This window comes from Lancefieldella rimae ATCC 49626, assembly GCF_000174015.1.
GTDB lineage: Bacteria > Actinomycetota > Coriobacteriia > Coriobacteriales > Atopobiaceae > Lancefieldella > Lancefieldella rimae.
This window is the reverse complement of the sequence record NZ_ACFE01000001.1, coordinates 1-18,821: the sequence shown is the minus strand read 5'-3', so window position 1 is coordinate 18,821 and position 18,821 is coordinate 1. Positions and strand designations below refer to the sequence as shown.

The window sequence follows — 18,821 nt, the reverse complement described above, 5'->3', positions numbered from 1 at the left end:
CTCTCATGAAGACTCTCTTACGCTACGCTACCACATCGGCTGGACACAAATTGGAAACCAAATTATCTCTACCCGTATACGCTATAAACTCTTGGTGCGAGACGTAATACATCTTTTTAAGGCTCTCCAGAGCCCCTGCAATGCCACTACCATAATTGCCGCAACTATAAATACGAACAAACCGCGTATAAATGCATCGTCTTTTAACCATGCGTAGAGCGCTTGATCGTACTTTACCGAAATATAGTTAATGATAGGAATTTGAATGAGGTAGATTCCTACCCCTGCAGCCGAAACCGTTTTCAATATCTTTTTTGCAAGAGCTGGAAGTTTGGCAAGCCATGGCTCCAACGACCGGACAAACAAAAAGACGGATAGGACCTGAATCACACATAAAGGAGATCCGGGAGAGGCTATAAAGTTCCGGTACTCATGGCTCAATTTTGCGCCTGCATACCACCCGTTGACATACAGTGTGAGAACATACATGGCAAGCGTTGCTATCACGTAGATACCAACCCATATAAAAGGACGGGACAAAAGGCCCTTCTTGAAGTGCACAAATCGATGTAGATAATATCCTCCTGCATAATAAAAAGTTGCCCAACTGGCGAAAAACGGCCAGCCAAAAACGTTGGAAAAATACTCATGCCTCATGCCACAAAACTCTGCCAACGGAACAAGGACACCCACAAAAAATGTCAGAGCCAAAACATACTGCAGCGTCCGCTTATGAGGGGCTATATGTGATAGAACGGGTGTCAAAACGTAGAGATATATGATGGTATAAAAGAACCAATAAGTACTGTTGATGTTGTTTGTCAGTATCCTTTTTACAAAATCCTTGGGACCAAAGACTCCCACAAAGCTCTCTGTGCCCCAAAATTCATGCGGAAAGAAACAATACAGACAATAGCAAAGAATACTTCCTAAAAGAAATGCAGTCCCCACACGACGTACCCGTTTGAAAAAGAACTCCTTTGTTGAGTATTTCGTACGGTATCCAAGCAAGTTCATACCGCTTATCATAAAAAAGACGGGTACCGCAAAAATGAAAACTGCCTGAAGTTTAAGTGAAAAAGACCAGATTTGTGTTCGCTCGGGAACATATACGTTCAGTGACGTATGAAGCATCACCACGGCAAGTGCGCATACGATATTGAGAATATCGACAAATACCATATGTGTATGTACGGGCGTTTGCCCCGTTTTCTTTTGAGGCTGAGTGTTAAATTGCAAAACTCCGGCAGTATCTTCCACGTTATACTCCAAGTATCCGAACGACCTTTTGATTATGCCATTATTAAGATTTCTAGGCTGAGAGGAAATAGTGTATGGCAAACATAGTTGACTATCTAAAGTGGCGTGGCGACATTTTATTGGACAATTGTCCTTTCAACGATGTTGACAATCTCGTCCTCTCTCTCCTTTCCTACCTTGGCTTTGATGGCATCGTTCCCTCCGAACGCTCCAACAAAACCGTATTGCTCTCAGATGCATGTCAAAAAATGATCGAGCGCATTAAAAAAGATCCAAGCCTTATCTCCGGTCTTTCCCGCATTGATACTACCTTCCTTGAAGCACTTATCGACTCTCCCCGCTTTGCCAAAGCAAGACTTGGCAAGTATGTCAACCGTCTTGACCACAATAAAAACATGCAATTTGCCGGCCTTACGATATATCTTCCAAACGGATCTCGCTTTATCTCGTATCGAGGCACCGATGGAACTTTGGTGGGTTGGCGAGAAAACCTTGATCTCAGCTTTAAGATTACTGCAGCTGATAAACGTGCCGCTCAATATCTTGAGGCGCGCATTCGAGAATACCTGCGAGATACGCAAACTTCCGCAGGTACCCATATTCTCGTTGGTGGTCATTCAAAAGGCGGCAATCTTGCAAGCTATGCAGCCACTGTACTCCCCCAAGAACTTCTCCCGTATATCGATCGCGTTTGGAGTAACGATGGGCCTAACATGTGTCCGGGCGTCCTCGACAGTACCGCTCATGACATTCTTGGCGAGAAGTACATTCGGATTCTTCCTCAGTTCAGTGTAGTGGGAATGATTTTTAATGATCCTCAAACACCTTTTACCATTGTAAAGAGCTCGGAGAGCGGCATGATGGCGCACGATGGCATATCATGGCAAGTTGAGCGCGATCACTTTATTACCTGCAATGACTTTACTCCCGAATGCAAAAAAGTGAATGAAGCCTTCAGCTCATGGTACACAGATCTGCCTCTTGAAAAACGAGAGGCCATGACCAATGAGCTCTTTGACGCACTTGAGGCTGGAGGCGCCGTCTACTTTAACGAAATTACCACATCTGCCTCATCGCTCAGAGCGGTTCTCGCCGCCCTTATGAATACGGACAGACGAACATGGTCGATATTTGCCGATCTGTTTGGAGCGCTTGTCTCAGCATCGGCTTCGACAATACGAGAGCAAATGAACCCCCGTCAGCTCTTCTCGCCAACAACCGACACATACAAAGGCGGACCCAGCTAACGCTCTTAATCACTTGACTTTATAAAACCTGCCACAAATGAACTTACCAAAGAGATTACGATTGCACCTAAAAATGCCGAGCCAAAACCCTCGATAAGCACGCCATTTCCAAGCACATGACGCGAAAGAAAACTCGCCAACTCAAGCATAAAAGCGTTGATAACCAAAGAGAAAATTCCCAAAGTCAAAAGGGTAATGGGAAGCGAAAGCAACTGCACAACCGGCTTAATTGAAGCGTTAAGAAACGCGAGTACCAATGCAAATGCAATGGGACCTGCCCAGTTCCCTCCAACAACCGACATGCCCGGGACAAATGCAACCGCAACCAAAGTTGCCACAAGCGTTGCAAACCATGTCAAAACAAAACTCTTTCTATTCATCTCAATCCTCCTGTACGCGCCGTTGTCGCCGAACACGTATATCCCGAGATATAAAAGAAGCTCGACCGAAGCCGAGCTTCTTGTAGGATTTTGCCCAAAATCTATTGAACTATTCTCCAAAACCAGCATCGACAAGAGCGATAAGTGCGTCAAGAGCTGCCTGCTCGTCAGGACCATCACAAGCAATCTCAATCTTTGTGCCGGTGCCAAGACCTGCTGCCAAAATCATCATGATGGACTTGGCGTTGACAGGAGCTGAATCCTTGTCAACATTTTTGAGCGTCACATTGCTCTCGAACTTCTTTGCCTCTGTTACGAAGACGGAAGCTGGACGAGCATGAAGACCCGTTGCATTGGTGATAGTAGTCTGCTTTGAAACCATAGGTGGACTCCCCTTTCAATTTTCCAATGTATGGAAAAATCTTCCATAACCCACTATACGACATCCTAGCAAATCACACTACAATTTACTTTGTATATTATCCAAGAAACTGAAAGTTATCACGCTTTGTGCGATAAGATAGTTCCCAATTAAACCTTTATCATGGCATTTGGAGGGCAATATGTCTGAAAAAGATAGATATAGCCAAAATGATTCTGAAGTCAGTGAGGAACATGACATATATGAAGAACCTGTAGATGACAGCGCCGTCCGTTTTGAAAACGAGCAGTCAGGCGAAGACAAACCTTCTTCTGAAGCTCAAACAAACATGGAAAATCTTGCGGGAAATGTAGTCAATACCGTAAGTGGTGCTTTTGGAGAAGCTCAAAATGCTGTCGCAGACGGTATTTCGGCGGTACGAGAAGTGAGATCGGCCGCAAAGGCACATGCTCATGCTCGAAACAAAATGAAAGAAATGCAAAGCGTTCTTACGTCTGACCAAGGGCAGCTTGAGCACCGCATATATGTACACGAAAACTATGACTCAATTGTTGCTGAGCAGCAGGCCATCATCAACGAGACATCCGCGGAAATGAAACGGCAAAAAGACCTCGTTGAATCCCTTACAAAAACCTGTTCGGAACTTCAAAGCAAGCTCGAAGCTCTCATTGTCGAAGACGAACAAGAACTCAGACCATATCGCAATCTTTCCGAGACGGCTAAAGGGCGCCTTGATGATGTCTCCCGAACGGTAGCCGAAGCAAAACGAGCTATCAAAGCTGCAGAATCTCAAGTAAAAGATGCTACGGAGCATAGAGATCAATCTCTTGCCTCCACGCAACGCGCTCTCAGTAACTCACAGGAACGCCAGCACAAACTGCAAGAAGAGCTTACAGAGCTGAAAGAGGATCCCGCCGCCAACAATGGCGCCATTACTCGAATACAAAATGATCTTGCCTCAGAGAAACTCCGCGAATCTGAAGCTCAAAAGTCACTGGATATTATTACCACACAAGCAAAAAGTACCATTGAAATGGCCCAAACTCACCTTTGGACGCAAAAAAAGTCACTCGAAGTTGCCCAAAGCGCAACCGATACGGCTCATGCCGAATATGAGCAGCGAAAAAATGAGTTTGAGAAGCGCCAAACGGAAGCCCATGCGCGTGAGCGTATTGCTCAAAACAACATTACCGAGACACAAAACAATATCAAGCAGGCGCAGGATGCTTTTGATGCCGCTGCCGAGAAGTACGACGCAGCACAGGCTATTCTGGAAGATGCCCAAGCCATTCAAACGTCACCAGAGGAAACCGAGCGGCTCAAAAACTCCGTCTCTTCTCAGCTCTCTGCTGTTGAACAGACCCAAGGAGAAGTTGAAAAGCTCGCTTACGAAGAAAAAACTCTGAGAGTACGTACCCGCAAACAAAGACTCCTTCTTCTTGCCATTGTTTTGGGGTTTGTCGCTTTGGTTGTGCTTCTCGTATGGAAAATCTTGGCCGGCTAATCCAAGCTAGACAAGCCGGCTAACCCAAGCTAGACAATCAACATGGCGTCTCCGAACGAAAGAAAGCGATATCGTTCTTTAATGGCAGCGTCGTAGGCGGACATGATGCTTTCCCGTGAAGCAAACGCCGAAACGAGCATCATGAGTGTTGAGCGCGGTACATGGAAGTTTGTCACCATGGCATCCACCACATGAAAGGTTGATCCGGGCATGAGGTAGAGGTTGGTTGTGGCATTTTCACGCGCAACCAGATCTCCTGTTTTCGTAATGCGAGCGGAACCCGAAGCGTCCTCGAAATATCTTGCGGTAATTGCCGGGTTTGAGGCGCATGCGTCACCGTCCCAGGCACTTTCAAGCGAGCGTACACTCGTCGTACCTATGGCAATTACGCGATGTCCCTCTGCCTTTGTGGTGCGTATGGCATCGATAACCCCTTGTGAAACGTGATATCGCTCGGTATGGATGACATGCTGTGTGGGGTCGTCTTCTTCCACAAGACGAAACGTATCGATACCCACCTCAAGCTCAACGGATTCCCACGTAATGCCATGCGTTTTGATGTCTTCTATAAGTTCGGGAGTAAAGTGAAGTCCCGCCGTTGGAGCTGCCGCGGAATGTTCGTCTTGCATCGCATAGACCGTTTGGTATTTTTCTGGATCGCCTTCATAATCGGTAATGTAGGGTGGCAGCGGCACATGACCAGCAGCATGAATGGCCTCATCAAGCGCTTGAGTTCCGGGAGCTTCAAAACGCACAAGGCGTCCTCCCTTACTGCCCTCCACAAAATCAACGATCTCACCGCACAAAACCACCGGCGACGTTAGGGGTGCGTGGAGTCCTCCTGCACGATATTCAATAATCGCTCCAGGTTTCAGACGTTTCCCGGGACTTACCAGACACTCCCAAAGATGCCCCAAAGGATCAAGGTCTTCTCGCCGTTTAAGCAAAAGCGTTTCCGAGACTCCTCCCGTTTCACGCTTTCTGCCCACAAGGCGTGCCGGCATAACGCGAGTCTTGTTCGCAACAATCAAATCACCGGGGTCAAGGTACTCTACGATGTCCCTGAAATGCCGATGCTCTATAGATCCATCGTCTCTGTGCAACACCAAAAGCCTGCACGAATCACGCGGCTCTGCCGGTGTCTGAGCGATCAATTCATCAGGTAAGTCATAATCAAAATCATCAGTACGCATGCTTTTTAGCAGCCTTTCTTACGTCACGCGCTTCTTGGCGCTCAAGAGTTGCCTCGGCAGCCGAAAACCGGCAACCACAATAGTTTTGTCGATACATTCCCAATTCGCGAGACTCTCTCGTTGCCTCGGCATAATACGGACGAAAATCGCGCCAGACCGGCGTGAGTCCATAGGAATGGGCAATGCTCACAAGCTCGTCTCCACACACATCAAAGAGCTGATAGGGCGAGACGGCCAATGTTGTTGATATGAAAGAAAAGCCTTGTTCACGTGCCACACGACAACTCTCCTTGAGTCGAATCGCATAGCAAGCCCCACAGCGCCTCTCTCGATCAAACGCTGCAGGAGCAACCGAGCGCTCCCAGCTCTCGCGAGGATCTCCCGCAACAATAACTTCAACATGAGCCACTTCTTGTGCCCATGTAAGCAGCGTCTTGAGGCGATGCTCATGTTCTTCAATCGGTTGAATGTTAGGATTTGTCCAGCAAATGGTTGGCTCAAAGCCCTCTTCTCTCAAAAGCTTAAGCGGCTCGAGCGAGCACGGTCCGCAACACGCATGGAGTAAAAGAGGCGTACCGGGCAAAATGGCACCGGAACGTGTGCTGTTTTCCGACGCGATATGTATAGTCGACTCCTTGCTAAGCACGGGACGTAGCCTTCTTTTGTGGTGCAGCCTTCTTTTGGGATGCAGCTTTCTTTTTCTTCACGGAGCTCTTCTCGATATGCTGAATGATGAGCACGTATACGGCACAACTTGAAACGGCAACAAGAAGCGTCAGGACACTTGCCTCAAGTCCGTATGCACCGCCGGAAAGAATCTGCGGTCCTTGCGGAGTTGACAGTAAAATTGAAGAGATGCCGGTATATCCACAGATGCGCATACCAAAGAGAAGCGTCGGCACTATGTACCAGATAAAACGAACGCCTGCGCCAAACCAAACACTATCGGAATACTCAAATAACAATCCAAAGAGCACACCAAACGCAAAAAGCGAGCAGAGCGCAAGCGGCTCAATGTCTGCGTTAATGCCATGGAGAAGGACAAACAGGAAAGCCTGTACAAAAATACCTATCCACGGATTTTTAGTTGCGGCAATAGTGCCGTTTTGCACATACCCTCTAAAGAGAACTTCCTCGGCAACGCTTTGTATTAAAAATCCAAGAACGACACATGCGGCATACCATAAGGGATATCCCTCATCAATGCCAAGCGAAAACCCATCACAGAGAAAAATAAGGCCGATTGAGACCACGACAAGCACAACTCCGAGAGAAACCCCGGAGAAAAATGAATGCCATCCACCCATGTGAAAACCGAGTGCTTCTTTTGTGCGCCCATTGATGCGTGCATTCCATAGCATTACGAGCGCAAGAACGCAGAGAAACGAGATGAATTGAAGATATAGGCGATATTCCGAAGGAATATAAAGCATTCCAATACCATACGCAGCGATAGGTATGGCAATCATGAGAAGACCAACAGCTGCCGGGGAAAACGGATATTTTGGTGGCTTAGCTTCCGTAAAGTCAAAACTGTTTACCAGCGATTTTTTTGCCATCGTGCTCCCCTGCTAATATGTGTATATCTTCGACCTACCCTAGCATCTTACGCCTAAGTATAGTATCGACTTCTTTTGATTGTGCGAATACCTTATACCACGCAACATAAAATGGCAGCGCAAAAGCGACTGATTTGTGAAATAATTTTACTGTATCTACCGATTCTTTATGCATCTCTACACACGTTTAAACTGCGAGGTTTTCATGACAGATAGCACGAACGTTTCTTGCCGTCCACACTTTCCCAAACGAGCCGTTATCACCGGAGGTATGCCATACGGCAACAAAAACCTACACTTTGGACATATTGCAGGCGTCTTTGTTCCGGCAGATTTTTTTGCACGCTTCCTCCGCGATCGCCTGGGCAAAGAAAACGTACTGTTTGTCTCCGGAACCGACTGCTATGGCTCTCCTATCGCAGAAGGCTATCGTAAAAAGGTTGAACAAGAGGCATATAAGGGAACGATTCTTGACTATGTAACGTCCAACCACACACTGCAAAAGCGTGCTCTTGACGCGTATGGCATCTCACTGGACTTTTACGGAGGCTCCGCGCTTGAGCCTTCGCTTCCCATCCATGAAGAGATGGCCGATACAATCATGCACCGCCTCTATGAGAAAGGCACGCTTACCAAACGCTCCACAAAGCAGTTTTACGATACAAAAGCACACACCTTCTTAAACGGACGCCAGGTTATCGGACGCTGTCCCATTAAAGGTTGTAAATCCGATAAGGCCTATGCCGAGGAGTGTGAACTCGGACATCAATTTGATCCGGAAGAGCTCATTTCTCCCGTCTCGCAGCTTACGGGAACAAAGCCGGAGCTTAGACCGGCACCAAGCTGGTACTTTGACTTGTCAAAATACCAGCAGTTTTTACGTGACCTTACCGATCGCTGGGAGAAAGACCCGCAGGTTAGAAATGTTGTAACCAGCACAATTCGCGAGACCCTTGTTGCTCCTATGATGTATATCCAGGAGAAGTTCCGCGAGGCGTTTGATGCCGTCTGCGACAGTCTTCCCGCATATGAACTCATCGAGGCTGAGAAGAGCGGCCAATCTTTTACCCTTGTCTTTAAAAACTGGGAAGACCGCGATTGTGCACGCGACATCCTTGACGCCGAGGGGATTCGTTTCCGTACGGGCAAAACGCTTCTTCCCTATCGCATGACCGGAAATATCTCATGGGGCCTTAAAGCTCCCGATCTTGACGACCTGAAAGACCTCACCATTTGGGTATGGACCGAGAGCCTCTGGGCGCCCATTACCTTTACCCGCGCCCGTCTCGATGCGGATGCTGCATCCGGTGAGCATCGCTATGCCAGCGACGACTGGCATGATTGGTGGTGCAGCGATGACGCTCAGGTTTATCAGTTCATTGGCCAAGACAATATCTTTTTCTACTGCGTTGTCCAAAACCCCCTATGGGATGCTCTTGACTGGGGTCTTACCACCGATATTCCGGTAGCAAACTACCACATCCTCTTCATGAATAAAAAAGCTTCAAGCTCAGGAGCCATTAAGCCTCCCATGGCCGAGGAACTCCTGGACTTCTACACTCCCGAGCAGCTCCGCGCACATTGGCTCTCGCTAGGCCTTGACCAGCGTGCGGTGTCCTTCTCGCCAAAAGCCTTTGACACCTCCGTCTCAAGGCCCGGCAAAGACGGTGCTCCCGATCTCCTTACGAAAGACGATCCCAGGGTTGTTGATCCGGCACTGAAAGAATCGGCATTTCTCACGAACATTTTTAACCGCTTGGCTCGTAGCTGCTTTTATGGTGCCGCAAACGCCTGCTCCGGACATCTTCCTACGGTTGATCCTCACCAAGATGTTATTGATGCGTGTATCAATACCACGCTTGCCTTCGAGCGCATGGCGCACGATTTTGATGCACACGGTGCTCTCGGCGCCGTTGAAGAGTTCGCCCGTGCGGAAAACAAGCGCTGGGACGAGGCTTCAAAAGCCGCAAAAGGAAACGATGCTGCCTACGAACAGGCTCTCGCGGACGCATTTTGCGTATTACGTACGGTAACTCTTCTGATGCATCCGGCAGTACCTGCCGGTTGCGAGCGTATCGCTCAGGCTATGAACTTCTCGCCTGAAGTATTCTTCTCGTGGGAACATGCCATGGAAGGCCCCAAGCAGCTTGCCCGGATACTTGGGAAAGATGCTCAAACGCATATGATCGAAGAGCTTCCACCCCGCTTTGATTTCTTCAAAGCACATCCCAGCCAGCAGAAAAAGAAACAGTGATGGAGACCGTATCCCTTCCTCCCGTATATCGCCCACAGCCATACCAAAAGCCAACCGCTCTCCTTGTCAAGCGGCACAATACGTCTATGCCTGACGGAGCATCCATTGCAAGCTTTATATATTCGGGGAGCGAGAAGGGCGACAAGGACCTCTTTTCGCACACTCCCATCCTTATGCTTCATGGCAACGGAGAAGAGCATGGCATTTTTGGCCGCGTTATCGATGCGATGGTGGATAGAGGATACGACGTTATTGCGATGGATTCTCGCGATCAAGGCGAAAGCACCCGCGGCTCTGCTGCGTTTACCTACGAACGTATGACCGCAGACGCCGCCGCCGTACTGGACGATCTGGGTGTCGCCGGCGCGCACGTTCTTGGATTTTCTGACGGAGGCATCGAAGGGCTGCTCCTTGCTCGCGACTATGCCGATAAGGTTGCAAGTCTCACCGCAATTGGAGCCAACCTCATTCCGGAAGGTGCCGGAGACATTTCTTGGATTCCTGAATACGTTGCAGCTCAAAGGTATTGGGCGCAGTACGGATACGAAGGTGCAACCCTTGAGGACGGCTATCCGGTTCCAAGCCCGCATGAAGCGGCAAAAATAGCGGAGCACATTGAACTTATGTACACGGAGCCACAAATACCAGCTGAATCTCTCTCTTCCATCAAGTGTCCCACTACCATTATGGCAGGTGAATATGACGATATTCTTGCCTCGGAAACACTGAGAATCGCTCAGGCCATACCACACGCTCATCTTCTCTTTGTACCCGGCATGCCTCATAATCTGCCCAAGGCCAATGCGGAATCTGTCGTGCGTGTCCTTCTCTCCACAATTAAAAGAAAAAAGAATTTTGCCTAATTATTTCCTTGTATACGTGGTAAAAATAGAAAATACATCTTTATTTGGCATAAAAATGCACAGAGTTCAAACGAAGGGAGATACTTTATGTCAGACATCCTGACATCAGAGGATACATTGGAACAAGAACTCGCATCCGCCGAACAAATTGCCGCTCTTGCACAAGAACAACAGAAGCGCACGGGTATTACCGATACGAGTGACTTCACTATTATGCAAATCATGCGCGTACTTGCGAAAAGCATTAAAGAGTTCAAAAACGCAAGTATACTGACACCCATTCTTGTATTTATCGAAACGGTTTTTGAAGTTTTAATACCATTTAGAACCGCAGATTTGGTAGACACACTTCGCGCCGGCGCCGATGTCGCGGCAATTATGAATTCCGGAGCAATTCTTGCTCTCATGGCGCTTTGCTCACTCATTGCGGGAGGCGCCGCCGGCATTACCTGCGCGCATGCCTCTACCGGCTTTGCGCGCAATCTTCGACGCGATATGTTCTATAACATACAGACCTTCTCATTTACTACCATAGATTCGTTTTCAACGTCGTCTTTGGTAACTCGTCTGACAACCGATATTACCAATGTCCAAATGGCCTATATGATGCTTATTCGCATGGCCATACGAGCTCCGTTTATGCTCCTTTTTTCATTCATTGCAGCCTTTATTATGGGCGGATGGATGGCCTTTATTTTTGCCGCCATGATGCCGCTTTTGGGAATTGCACTCTACATCCTCATTACCAAAGTGATTCCTATTTTCAAGCGTGTATTCAAACAATACGATGCCTTAAACGAATCCGCAGAGGAAAACCTTGCAGGTATCCGTGTAGTAAAGTCTTTTGTAAATGAAGATTTTGAACGCCAAAAATTCGATAAGGCATCAAAAGATTTGCAGGCCGGATTTACCAAAGCGGAACGTATCATTGCTCTGAACTCACCGTTTATGAACTTCTCTATTTACGTGGTTTTTGTCGCCATTCTCTACGTAGGCTCCTTCCTTATCATTTCCACACAAGGAAGTGCCTTGGGCGTCGGTCAGCTCTCCTCACTTATTACCTATGGCTTCATGATGCTTATGAGCCTCATGATGCTCTCTTTCATACTCGCTATGATTATCATTGCGGAAGAGGGTGCGCGCCGTATCTGCGAGGTACTTCTCGCCAAGCCGACCATTACAAATCCCGAAATTGCCCGTATGGAAGTGACGGACGGAAGCATTGACTTCAACAACGTCGGTTTTTCATATGCAGGCCCCAAAGGACGAGAAGCACTTTCCAACGTTGATCTTCATATCAAATCCGGAGAAGTCATAGGAGTCATCGGAGGAACCGGATCGGCAAAATCCACCTTGGTACAGCTCATTCCCCGTCTTTATGACGTTACGTCTGGCAGCGTATGCGTAGGTGGCCATGACGTGCGTGAATACGATCTGGATACACTCCGTGGAGCCGTTGCGATGGTCCTGCAGAAAAATGTCCTCTTTTCCGGAACCATTGCCGAAAATCTTCGTTGGGGCAATAAACACGCCACTGACGAGGAAATTGTTGAAGCGGCTAAACTTGCGCAGGCAGACGGTTTTGTACAAACCTTCCCCGATGCCTACGACACTCATATCGAGCAAGGAGGCACCAATGTTTCCGGCGGTCAGAAACAGCGTCTCTGTATTGCTCGCGCGCTCTTAAAAAAGCCAAAGGTACTCATCCTTGATGATTCAACCAGCGCCGTTGATACAAAGACGGACTCACTTATTCGAGAAGGTCTTCGCAGCTTCCTGCCTGAGACAACCAAAATTATCATTGCGCAGCGCACATCAAGTGTTGAGGATGCCGACCGCATTCTTGTTATCGACGGCGGCCGTATCAACGCCGTTGGCACACATGAAGAGCTTCTCAAAAAGAATGAAATTTACCGCGAAGTATACTTCTCGCAGAATCGTCAAGATGCCGATGAAGTACATGGAGCCGAAAAGGAGGTGAGCTCACATGAGTAACGAGAAATTCTCCACTCAAGAACAGCAAGTGAAAACAGCCGGCACACAAAACAGCATTCAAGAAGCTTTCAAATACCCTCGAAAGAAGGTCCCTGCGGGCAAGGTTATTGGTCGCACCATGAAGATGCTGTGGCAGTTCTACCCTATCCTTCTTCCTGTTGCACTTGGTACTGCCGTCATTCAGGCCATCATGCAGTCGGTGCCTAACATTTTTCTTGAGCGTATTATTACCATTATCGAGCAGTATATCGGTGCCGCAGATTGGTCAGGTGCCCAGCCAGTTATTTTCTCCAACGTTGCGCTTCTCGCAGGCATCTATGTCATAGGTCTCATCTGTAATGTCATTTCCACCCAAGGTATGGCTATTGTGACCCAAGGAGCTCTCCAGAAGTTCCGCTACAAGATGTTCGATCACATGCAAAATTTGCCCATCCGTTACTTTGACTCACACCTCAACGGCGACGTGATGAGCTATTACACCAATGATATCGATGCCATGCGTCAGATGATTGGCATCAGCCTGCCTCAGCTGCTTTTCACATCCGTAATACTGATTGCCGTTGTAGTCATTATGTTTTACTACAGCATCCCCATGGCACTCATCATCATCTTCGGTTCTGTTGTAATGGTCGGACTTACTCGTTTTCTGGGCGGACGCTCGGCTCGAAACTTTATGAAACAGCAAAAGACCACCGCCGATGTTGAGGGTCATATCCAAGAGATTATGAATGGCGAGAAGGTCGTCAAGGTGTTCAGTCATGAGAGTGAAACCGAAGCATCCTTCGATGTACTCAACGATGAGCTTATGGCCCGCTCCCGCGATGCAAACGCTTACTCCAACACACTCATGCCCATACTGAACAATATTGGAAATCTTCTGTACGTCATCGTTGCCATAGCGGCGGGTATCATGATTTCCACAAACTTCCAGAATATTTCTTTTTCCGGTATGGCCCTCAATATTGCAGTGGCCGTCCCCTTCCTCAATATGACACGCCAGTTTGCCGCTCAGATTGGACAGATTTCAGGGCAGATTAACTCCGTCGTTATGGGAATAGCGGGCGCAAATCGTATTTTTGAACTCTTGGATGAGGACGTTGAAAAAGATGAAGGGTATGTCACCCTTGTCAACTCCGAGATGGTCAATGGTCAGATTCAAGAGGCTGAGTATCGCACGGGTCACTGGGCGTGGAAACACCCCCACAAAGACGGCAGTATTACGTATACGCCGCTTACCGGCGACGTGCGCCTCTTTGATGTTGATTTTGCATACGTGCCGGGAAATACCGTCTTGCACAACATCTCTCTCTATGCAAAGCCGGGACAAAAGGTTGCCTTTGTCGGCGCAACCGGTGCCGGAAAAACGACCATCACCAATCTTTTGAACCGTTTCTATGACATTGAGGACGGTAAAATCCGCTATGACGGCATCAACATCAACAAGATCAAAAAGAGCTCACTCAGGCGGGCGCTCGGCGTGGTCTTGCAAGATGTCAATCTCTTTACCGGAACGGTTATGGACAATATTCGCTATGGTCGTCTCAACGCCACCGATGAGGACTGCGTCCGTGCCGCAAAGCTTGCCGGTGCCGACGATTTTATCCGTCGTCTCCCCAACGGCTACCACACCATGCTCAAAGACAACGGTTCGGCGCTTTCACAGGGTCAGCGACAGCTCATCTCCATTGCGCGCGCAGCCGTTGCCGATCCTCCCGTCATGATTTTGGATGAAGCAACTTCCAGTATCGACACACGCACCGAGGCCATCGTTCAGCGTGGTATGGATGCACTTATGTACGATCGCACCACGTTTGTCATTGCGCACCGTCTCTCCACGGTTCGTAACTCAAACGTTATCGTCGTCCTTGACCACGGTCGCATCATTGAGCGAGGAACTCATGAGGAGCTTCTCGCCAAGCGAGGCACCTATTACCAGCTCTATACGGGCGCCTTTGAGCTTGAATAAAGCCTAAAAGCTACGTCACAATAGCGCGCGCCGTAGTCTCAACCTGAGGCTACGGCGTGTTTTTTCTATCGTATGTCTGTAATATGTCCCAAAGACTATGTGCCGAGAAGCACACGGTGCAGCTCTTGGACACTGTCAACGATTGCGGCGGCTTCATGGTCAATAAGCTCCTGCTTAACCGTCGTTTCTCCATAGAGGACACCAACACAGGGAATGTCATTGGGACGTGCGGCATCAATATCATACATACGGTCGCCCACCATGACGGCATCTTTAGGGTCTACCTGCAGTTTATTCATCACCGTAGCAATCGCTTGCACCTTGGTTGACTCTGCTTCGTCGATCCTTCCCACGCACGCGTCCAAAATATCCTCAAGATGATTGTCAGCAACGCCACGCATCACAAGTGGCTGTTGCTTGGAGCTTGCAATGGCCACTAACTTTCCCGCTTGCTTAAGATCGCTCAATAACGTATGCACTCCTCTAAAAAGAGGCCACGTACCCTCAACAGCATAGATTTCTCGGTAGCGCTTAGTCACCGCTTCTGCCTGCGCGCGATTCATGCCGTAGACAATTTCAAATGCAAACGGAAAAGGAGGTCCGACAATGCGGCGGATGTCTCCCATTTCCTCCTCTGTCATACCAATTTCTGTAAATACCTTATGAGCAGTCTGCGTAATACCGGGCATGGTGTCGGCAAGCGTACCGTCAAAGTCAAAGATAACGAGTTTCCGGCGCGCAATGTCATCAAGACTCCGCTGATAATCCATGCTGTTTAGAGCCACGTTTGGAACCGTAATTGCCATTGTTTATCCTCACGATACACAGGTGTATATAAAAAGTCTTTCGATTACTACAACATGCTAAACACTCATACTCATTATACAAAGTCATTCCATAGGCTTTTACCGAAGAAAACAACCGGTTACCGACAAAAGTGAACTTTTTTACCCGTCTGGGTATATAGTTAACAAAAGGTGAATCGTTATGCCACCGGTTGGAGGTGTATCGTGGCTCACCTTGCAGGCAATCCAGAAGCCCAACAACCTGGTCACAATCGTTTGGGAAGGTTGTTTTCTTCGCTCGTCGATGGAGATACACTCCCCGACGTGTTCTCATTGTTTGCTGAAAAAAATGAAGGCCTTATCGATTCTTCTCTCGCTCCAAAACACTCAAGCCTTGATATAGAAAACCTTTCGAGAGAACTTGTCCTTTCTGCAGAGCCTCTTCGGATTTTGAAAGCCTTTGTCGCTGACGTAATGCGTGGAGCCCATCACCATGGTGTACCACCACATACTGATTTTGATACTGTTTCTTACACAGAGCCGAGCGATTACAAGCTCTACTTTGCCGAACGCTTACGTGATGCGGGCATTGAACATATCAAAATGCCGTATCACGCCGGTTCAGCTGCGGCCACACATGAAAGATACTCCGGAATACGCGTAGTCCGCCTGCACACCAACGGTCTCTTCTACATCCGGGCCCAGAGGTCCGCCTGTCCATATCAAGAACATCTTCAATTACTTGAGATTGAAAGCATTCTTAACACGGCGCTTCTCGCCAACCATTATTTCTTAGACGCCAATATGGCAAGCCGAGAAGACCTTCTTCTATTTGAGCAAACCTATGCACAATCGATTGCCGCGCAGACTCCTGCCATCGTTTCCCGTCCGCACGACAAAGCTCAAGACGGTGAGTGGGTGGTACGAAAAGCAATCTCTCTCAACATTGAAAGCCTCCGACTTCCCTACCGTTTGGAACTTGATTTTCGCACTCACGTCCATACCGGAAGAGCTGCGTTTCGTATCAAATTGCCCTCCCCGAAAGTATTTCCTAAGGTCCAATATCACGCCGAGACCGGATTTACTCACACAACGGATAACTCGCGTAAAAAAGCAGCTACCGATTACAACACGCGCCTTGGTATTTTGGTGGCATCGTGCGCGTTTGCGAGCTCTCAAACCATCTGCGAGGTGTGGATTGAAGGCGTCACGGAAGACCCCGTCAAGCATTGCTGTCTTTATGCGCTACACCTCACGCGAGAACAATTTGAATCCGTAAAACTGACGGACGCATTTGATCCCACTGCGTTGCTTGTGAGCTGGGGCGCCTCAATCGAGTGTGATGAGGGTATTTTGCACCCCATAAAGCCCACCTTTAGCCTTGAAGACGAGAGGTTCTGCCCTCCCAGCCGCTACGATGCCATTGAGCATTCCACGCGCTCACTCACTGCTCATGAAGCGCGCGCCCTTGGAACAAGCCAGGTATCCGGACTCTCCATTGATGAAGGCGAGCATCGCGAAATCATTGCCACTCAAATCATGCGCAACCTCTCTTCCTCTACCGAAAAGAACGTTCGCATGATCTTATCGCTCACTGCCCACGATACGGACGCCTCCGTTCGTAGTGCCGGTGAACGCGTAGTGGCTCATCTTATTGACGGAACCCTTTCGGAATGTGATGTAGAGGCCGTCGGTGAGGAGTTTGTCAACGGAGGCGCACTTCAGGCGGCTGTCACACAAGCACGGGCCCTTATCGCCAAAAAAGAGTTTGCCAATGCGGAAAACTGCGTTCTCTCTGCCTTAAACAGCATCGATACCGAACGCACCTACGCCGACAATAATACGGTCTGTTGGCGCGCCTTTACGAGCTATGTTGACCGCGTTCTTTATAATCGATTGCTCTGTACGCCGCAGCGCACAACAAAGCTCGTTCCCACGGCTTACTTTGACGCTCACCTTCTTGCATCCGTCTCGGAACTCTTGCAGAAAAAAACAGAGCAAGCCATTATGCATGCTCGTCGGGCAGTTGAAATTGCTCCGCTTAATACAAGCGCTCACTTGCACCTTGCACACTGTCTTGAAGCCTCAAACCAACTTGAAGAGGCTATCGAAACACTTACGACACTCCTGCTTCGTGCCCATGATCTTGAAGGTATTGGCCTTGGATACTATCGCATGGCGTTTTTCCAATGGCGTCTTCAGCGATATGCAACGGCTCGTGCCTGCTATCAATATGCCCTGCGCTTTATTCCGGGTGCGCGTTTTTTAATTGGCACTGAAATGAGTATTTTAGCCCTTCAAGAACCGAAGTTCTCATTTACCGAGCTCAACGATGAGGAAATTGACAAAGCGCTTGCATCGGCGCACATTCCCAAAGCTCCAACACCTGAAGTGTCGGAAATCTTTTTGGAAGGAACACAGGCATCTCTCGACGCAGAGCTTTTCAGCGTGGCAAAAAACTTCATGACTAACCTGGGCCTCATAACAAAAGATGATATCTACTACGATATGCTCAGATCCATTGAAGGAGAACCTGACCGCTGATTGAGGCCTTTATACGCATCTCCTACCATATCCGACAACCAAAGCTTTACCCTGTACCCTTGTGTAAAGGTATATAAAGGTGCCCTTCATTTCATCAAGACAAAGGGCACCTTACCAGCCGATAGAAGTCTCAAACCCGTCGGACTTAAAGCCTTTTGAGGATACTCACTATCTGATCGGCGTAGGTTGGAGACATTGCCCACGAACCAACAAGTTTGCCAATGGTCGTCGCGGGATTTGCTTTCTGCCTATTCAGCAGCCAATTTCCAAAGCGCTTGTCGACAATGCTTGTCAGCGGAGTGTTGCCTGTGTATACCCGAAGATGCTGTGCCTGAGCGAGAAGCCCCTCGTGTACGTTTTGATATGAGTCACCCGGCACTCCGTTTCCGGTGGCCCCCATACCGCCAAAGTTACACTGCCCAACCGAAACGTCACCATTAAACTGCAGATAACCCGTTTCAAGCATTGCCTGTGCATAGAGCACCTCAGGTCGAACTCCCTCAGCGGTGGCAGCGTCCCACAGCTGATCGACAAACTCTTCAGGAGTGGCCGCACCCTTTTCGGCAAGCTCTTTTGGATAGGAGATACCGCGAGCTGCAAGACCTGCCTTCAAATCCGCCACAAGAGCATCCTTGGTAAGGCTTGCTTCGCCGAGGATGGTGGTTTCCGTTGACCATGCAACCTCTGAAGGTTTATCGGAGGGCTTATCGGAAGGATCATCGGAAGGTTTATCTGAAGGCTTATCTGAAGGTTTGTCCGGAGTGCTATTGTCATCGGGCTTTTCGGTATCGCCGGACGGTGCATCGGTAATCAGCTTGGCATCTTTGGCATCAGACTCAGCAAGAGATCCTTCTGCCGTTGCCCATACTCGTTTGCCATTTGCAAGGGT

15 protein-coding genes are annotated in these 18,821 nt (G+C 48.6%); 7 read left to right on the top strand and 8 right to left on the bottom strand.

All coding sequences use genetic code 11. The features are described from left to right. Nucleotides 1-81: 81 nt before the first annotated feature. Nucleotides 82-1,260 (bottom strand): acyltransferase, encoded by a 1,179-nt coding sequence (locus tag ATORI0001_RS00075; RefSeq protein ID WP_003148787.1) that lies wholly within the window; start codon nucleotides 1,258-1,260, stop codon nucleotides 82-84. A 74-nt stretch (nucleotides 1,261-1,334) separates the two neighbouring features. Here ATORI0001_RS00075 and ATORI0001_RS00070 point away from each other — a divergent pair, with 74 nt between their 5' ends. After that, entirely contained in the window at nucleotides 1,335-2,507 is a 1,173-nt protein-coding gene (locus ATORI0001_RS00070; RefSeq protein ID WP_003148221.1) for an Mbeg1-like protein, read from the top strand. Nucleotides 2,508-2,512: 5 nt separating this feature from the next. Here the strand turns inward: ATORI0001_RS00070 and ATORI0001_RS00065 are convergent, their stop codons facing one another. Together ATORI0001_RS00065 and ATORI0001_RS00060 are read right to left on the bottom strand one after the other, a co-directional pair. Then, a complete protein-coding gene (locus ATORI0001_RS00065; protein ID WP_003148255.1) occupies nucleotides 2,513-2,887 on the bottom strand; it encodes a phage holin family protein in 375 nt (124 codons plus the stop codon). Between the two features lie 109 nt (nucleotides 2,888-2,996). Continuing rightward, entirely contained in the window at nucleotides 2,997-3,269 is a 273-nt protein-coding gene (locus ATORI0001_RS00060) for an HPr family phosphocarrier protein (RefSeq protein WP_003148341.1), read from the bottom strand. A gap of 181 nt (nucleotides 3,270-3,450) precedes the next feature. Here ATORI0001_RS00060 and ATORI0001_RS00055 point away from each other — a divergent pair, with 181 nt between their 5' ends. After that, the gene (locus tag ATORI0001_RS00055) at nucleotides 3,451-4,773 is read left to right on the top strand and encodes a coiled-coil domain-containing protein (RefSeq protein WP_003148371.1); all 1,323 of its coding nucleotides are present in this window, start codon (nucleotides 3,451-3,453) and stop codon (nucleotides 4,771-4,773) included. A gap of 29 nt (nucleotides 4,774-4,802) precedes the next feature. Here ATORI0001_RS00055 and queA read toward each other — a convergent pair whose 3' ends face one another. From queA to ATORI0001_RS00040, 3 genes are read right to left on the bottom strand one after another with little or no spacing between them, the layout of a single operon-like run. Beyond that, a complete protein-coding gene (queA, locus tag ATORI0001_RS00050) occupies nucleotides 4,803-5,966 on the bottom strand; it encodes a tRNA preQ1(34) S-adenosylmethionine ribosyltransferase-isomerase QueA (RefSeq protein ID WP_003148487.1) in 1,164 nt (387 codons plus the stop codon). Next, nucleotides 5,956-6,552: an epoxyqueuosine reductase QueH gene (locus ATORI0001_RS00045; protein WP_050768508.1), complete on the bottom strand. Its 597-nt coding sequence runs from the start codon at nucleotides 6,550-6,552 to the stop codon at nucleotides 5,956-5,958. Before ATORI0001_RS00045 ends, queA begins: the two co-directional genes overlap by 11 nt. A 52-nt stretch (nucleotides 6,553-6,604) precedes the next feature. Further along, nucleotides 6,605-7,525, bottom strand: a complete 921-nt coding sequence (locus ATORI0001_RS00040) for a CPBP family intramembrane glutamic endopeptidase (protein ID WP_003148331.1) — start codon at nucleotides 7,523-7,525, stop codon at nucleotides 6,605-6,607. A gap of 205 nt (nucleotides 7,526-7,730) precedes the next feature. Between ATORI0001_RS00040 and ATORI0001_RS00035 the strand changes: the two genes are divergently transcribed. From ATORI0001_RS00035 to ATORI0001_RS00020, 4 genes are all read left to right on the top strand, one after another. Then, nucleotides 7,731-9,779: a class I tRNA ligase family protein gene (locus ATORI0001_RS00035; protein ID WP_040324398.1), complete on the top strand. Its 2,049-nt coding sequence runs from the start codon at nucleotides 7,731-7,733 to the stop codon at nucleotides 9,777-9,779. Further along, complete coding sequence (locus tag ATORI0001_RS00030; RefSeq protein WP_003148200.1) at nucleotides 9,779-10,642, top strand: alpha/beta fold hydrolase; 864 nt, start codon at nucleotides 9,779-9,781, stop codon at nucleotides 10,640-10,642. The genes ATORI0001_RS00035 and ATORI0001_RS00030 overlap by 1 nt, the downstream gene beginning before the upstream one ends. A gap of 87 nt (nucleotides 10,643-10,729) precedes the next feature. Beyond that, nucleotides 10,730-12,637 carry an ABC transporter ATP-binding protein gene (locus ATORI0001_RS00025; protein ID WP_003148444.1) on the top strand — a complete coding sequence of 636 codons (1,908 nt, stop codon included), beginning with the start codon at nucleotides 10,730-10,732 and terminating at the stop codon, nucleotides 12,635-12,637. Between the two features lie 118 nt (nucleotides 12,638-12,755). Further along, a complete protein-coding gene (locus tag ATORI0001_RS00020; protein ID WP_169308222.1) occupies nucleotides 12,756-14,603 on the top strand; it encodes an ABC transporter ATP-binding protein in 1,848 nt (615 codons plus the stop codon). Between the two features lie 95 nt (nucleotides 14,604-14,698). Here the strand turns inward: ATORI0001_RS00020 and ATORI0001_RS00015 are convergent, their stop codons facing one another. Beyond that, a complete protein-coding gene (locus ATORI0001_RS00015) occupies nucleotides 14,699-15,409 on the bottom strand; it encodes an HAD family hydrolase (protein WP_003148285.1) in 711 nt (236 codons plus the stop codon). 204 nt (nucleotides 15,410-15,613) lie between these two features. Here ATORI0001_RS00015 and ATORI0001_RS00010 point away from each other — a divergent pair, with 204 nt between their 5' ends. Next, nucleotides 15,614-17,932 carry a tetratricopeptide repeat protein gene (locus ATORI0001_RS00010; protein ID WP_003148492.1) on the top strand — a complete coding sequence of 773 codons (2,319 nt, stop codon included), beginning with the start codon at nucleotides 15,614-15,616 and terminating at the stop codon, nucleotides 17,930-17,932. Between the two features lie 145 nt (nucleotides 17,933-18,077). On the opposite strand, the gene ATORI0001_RS07595 is transcribed toward ATORI0001_RS00010, so the two are convergent. Further along, the coding region (locus ATORI0001_RS07595) for a glucosaminidase domain-containing protein (protein ID WP_050768498.1) at nucleotides 18,078-18,821 on the bottom strand (744 nt) is incomplete at its 5' end.

Excerpts from the sequence above, each read along its gene's own strand:
- ATORI0001_RS00040 (WP_003148331.1), bottom strand. The coding sequence starts at position 7,525 with ATGGCAAAAAAATCGCTGGTAAACAGTTTTGACTTTACGGAAGCTAAG.
- ATORI0001_RS00065 (WP_003148255.1), bottom strand. The coding sequence starts at position 2,887 with ATGAATAGAAAGAGTTTTGTTTTGACATGGTTTGCAACGCTTGTGGCA.
- ATORI0001_RS00020 (WP_169308222.1), top strand. The coding sequence starts at position 12,756 with ATGAAGATGCTGTGGCAGTTCTACCCTATCCTTCTTCCTGTTGCACTT.
- ATORI0001_RS00025 (WP_003148444.1), top strand. The coding sequence starts at position 10,730 with ATGTCAGACATCCTGACATCAGAGGATACATTGGAACAAGAACTCGCA.
- ATORI0001_RS00060 (WP_003148341.1), bottom strand. The coding sequence starts at position 3,269 with ATGGTTTCAAAGCAGACTACTATCACCAATGCAACGGGTCTTCATGCT.
- ATORI0001_RS00015 (WP_003148285.1), bottom strand. The coding sequence starts at position 15,409 with ATGGCAATTACGGTTCCAAACGTGGCTCTAAACAGCATGGATTATCAG.
- ATORI0001_RS00070 (WP_003148221.1), top strand. The coding sequence starts at position 1,335 with ATGGCAAACATAGTTGACTATCTAAAGTGGCGTGGCGACATTTTATTG.
- ATORI0001_RS00055 (WP_003148371.1), top strand. The coding sequence starts at position 3,451 with ATGTCTGAAAAAGATAGATATAGCCAAAATGATTCTGAAGTCAGTGAG.
- ATORI0001_RS00030 (WP_003148200.1), top strand. The coding sequence starts at position 9,779 with ATGGAGACCGTATCCCTTCCTCCCGTATATCGCCCACAGCCATACCAA.
- queA (WP_003148487.1), bottom strand. The coding sequence starts at position 5,966 with ATGCGTACTGATGATTTTGATTATGACTTACCTGATGAATTGATCGCT.
- ATORI0001_RS00035 (WP_040324398.1), top strand. The coding sequence starts at position 7,731 with ATGACAGATAGCACGAACGTTTCTTGCCGTCCACACTTTCCCAAACGA.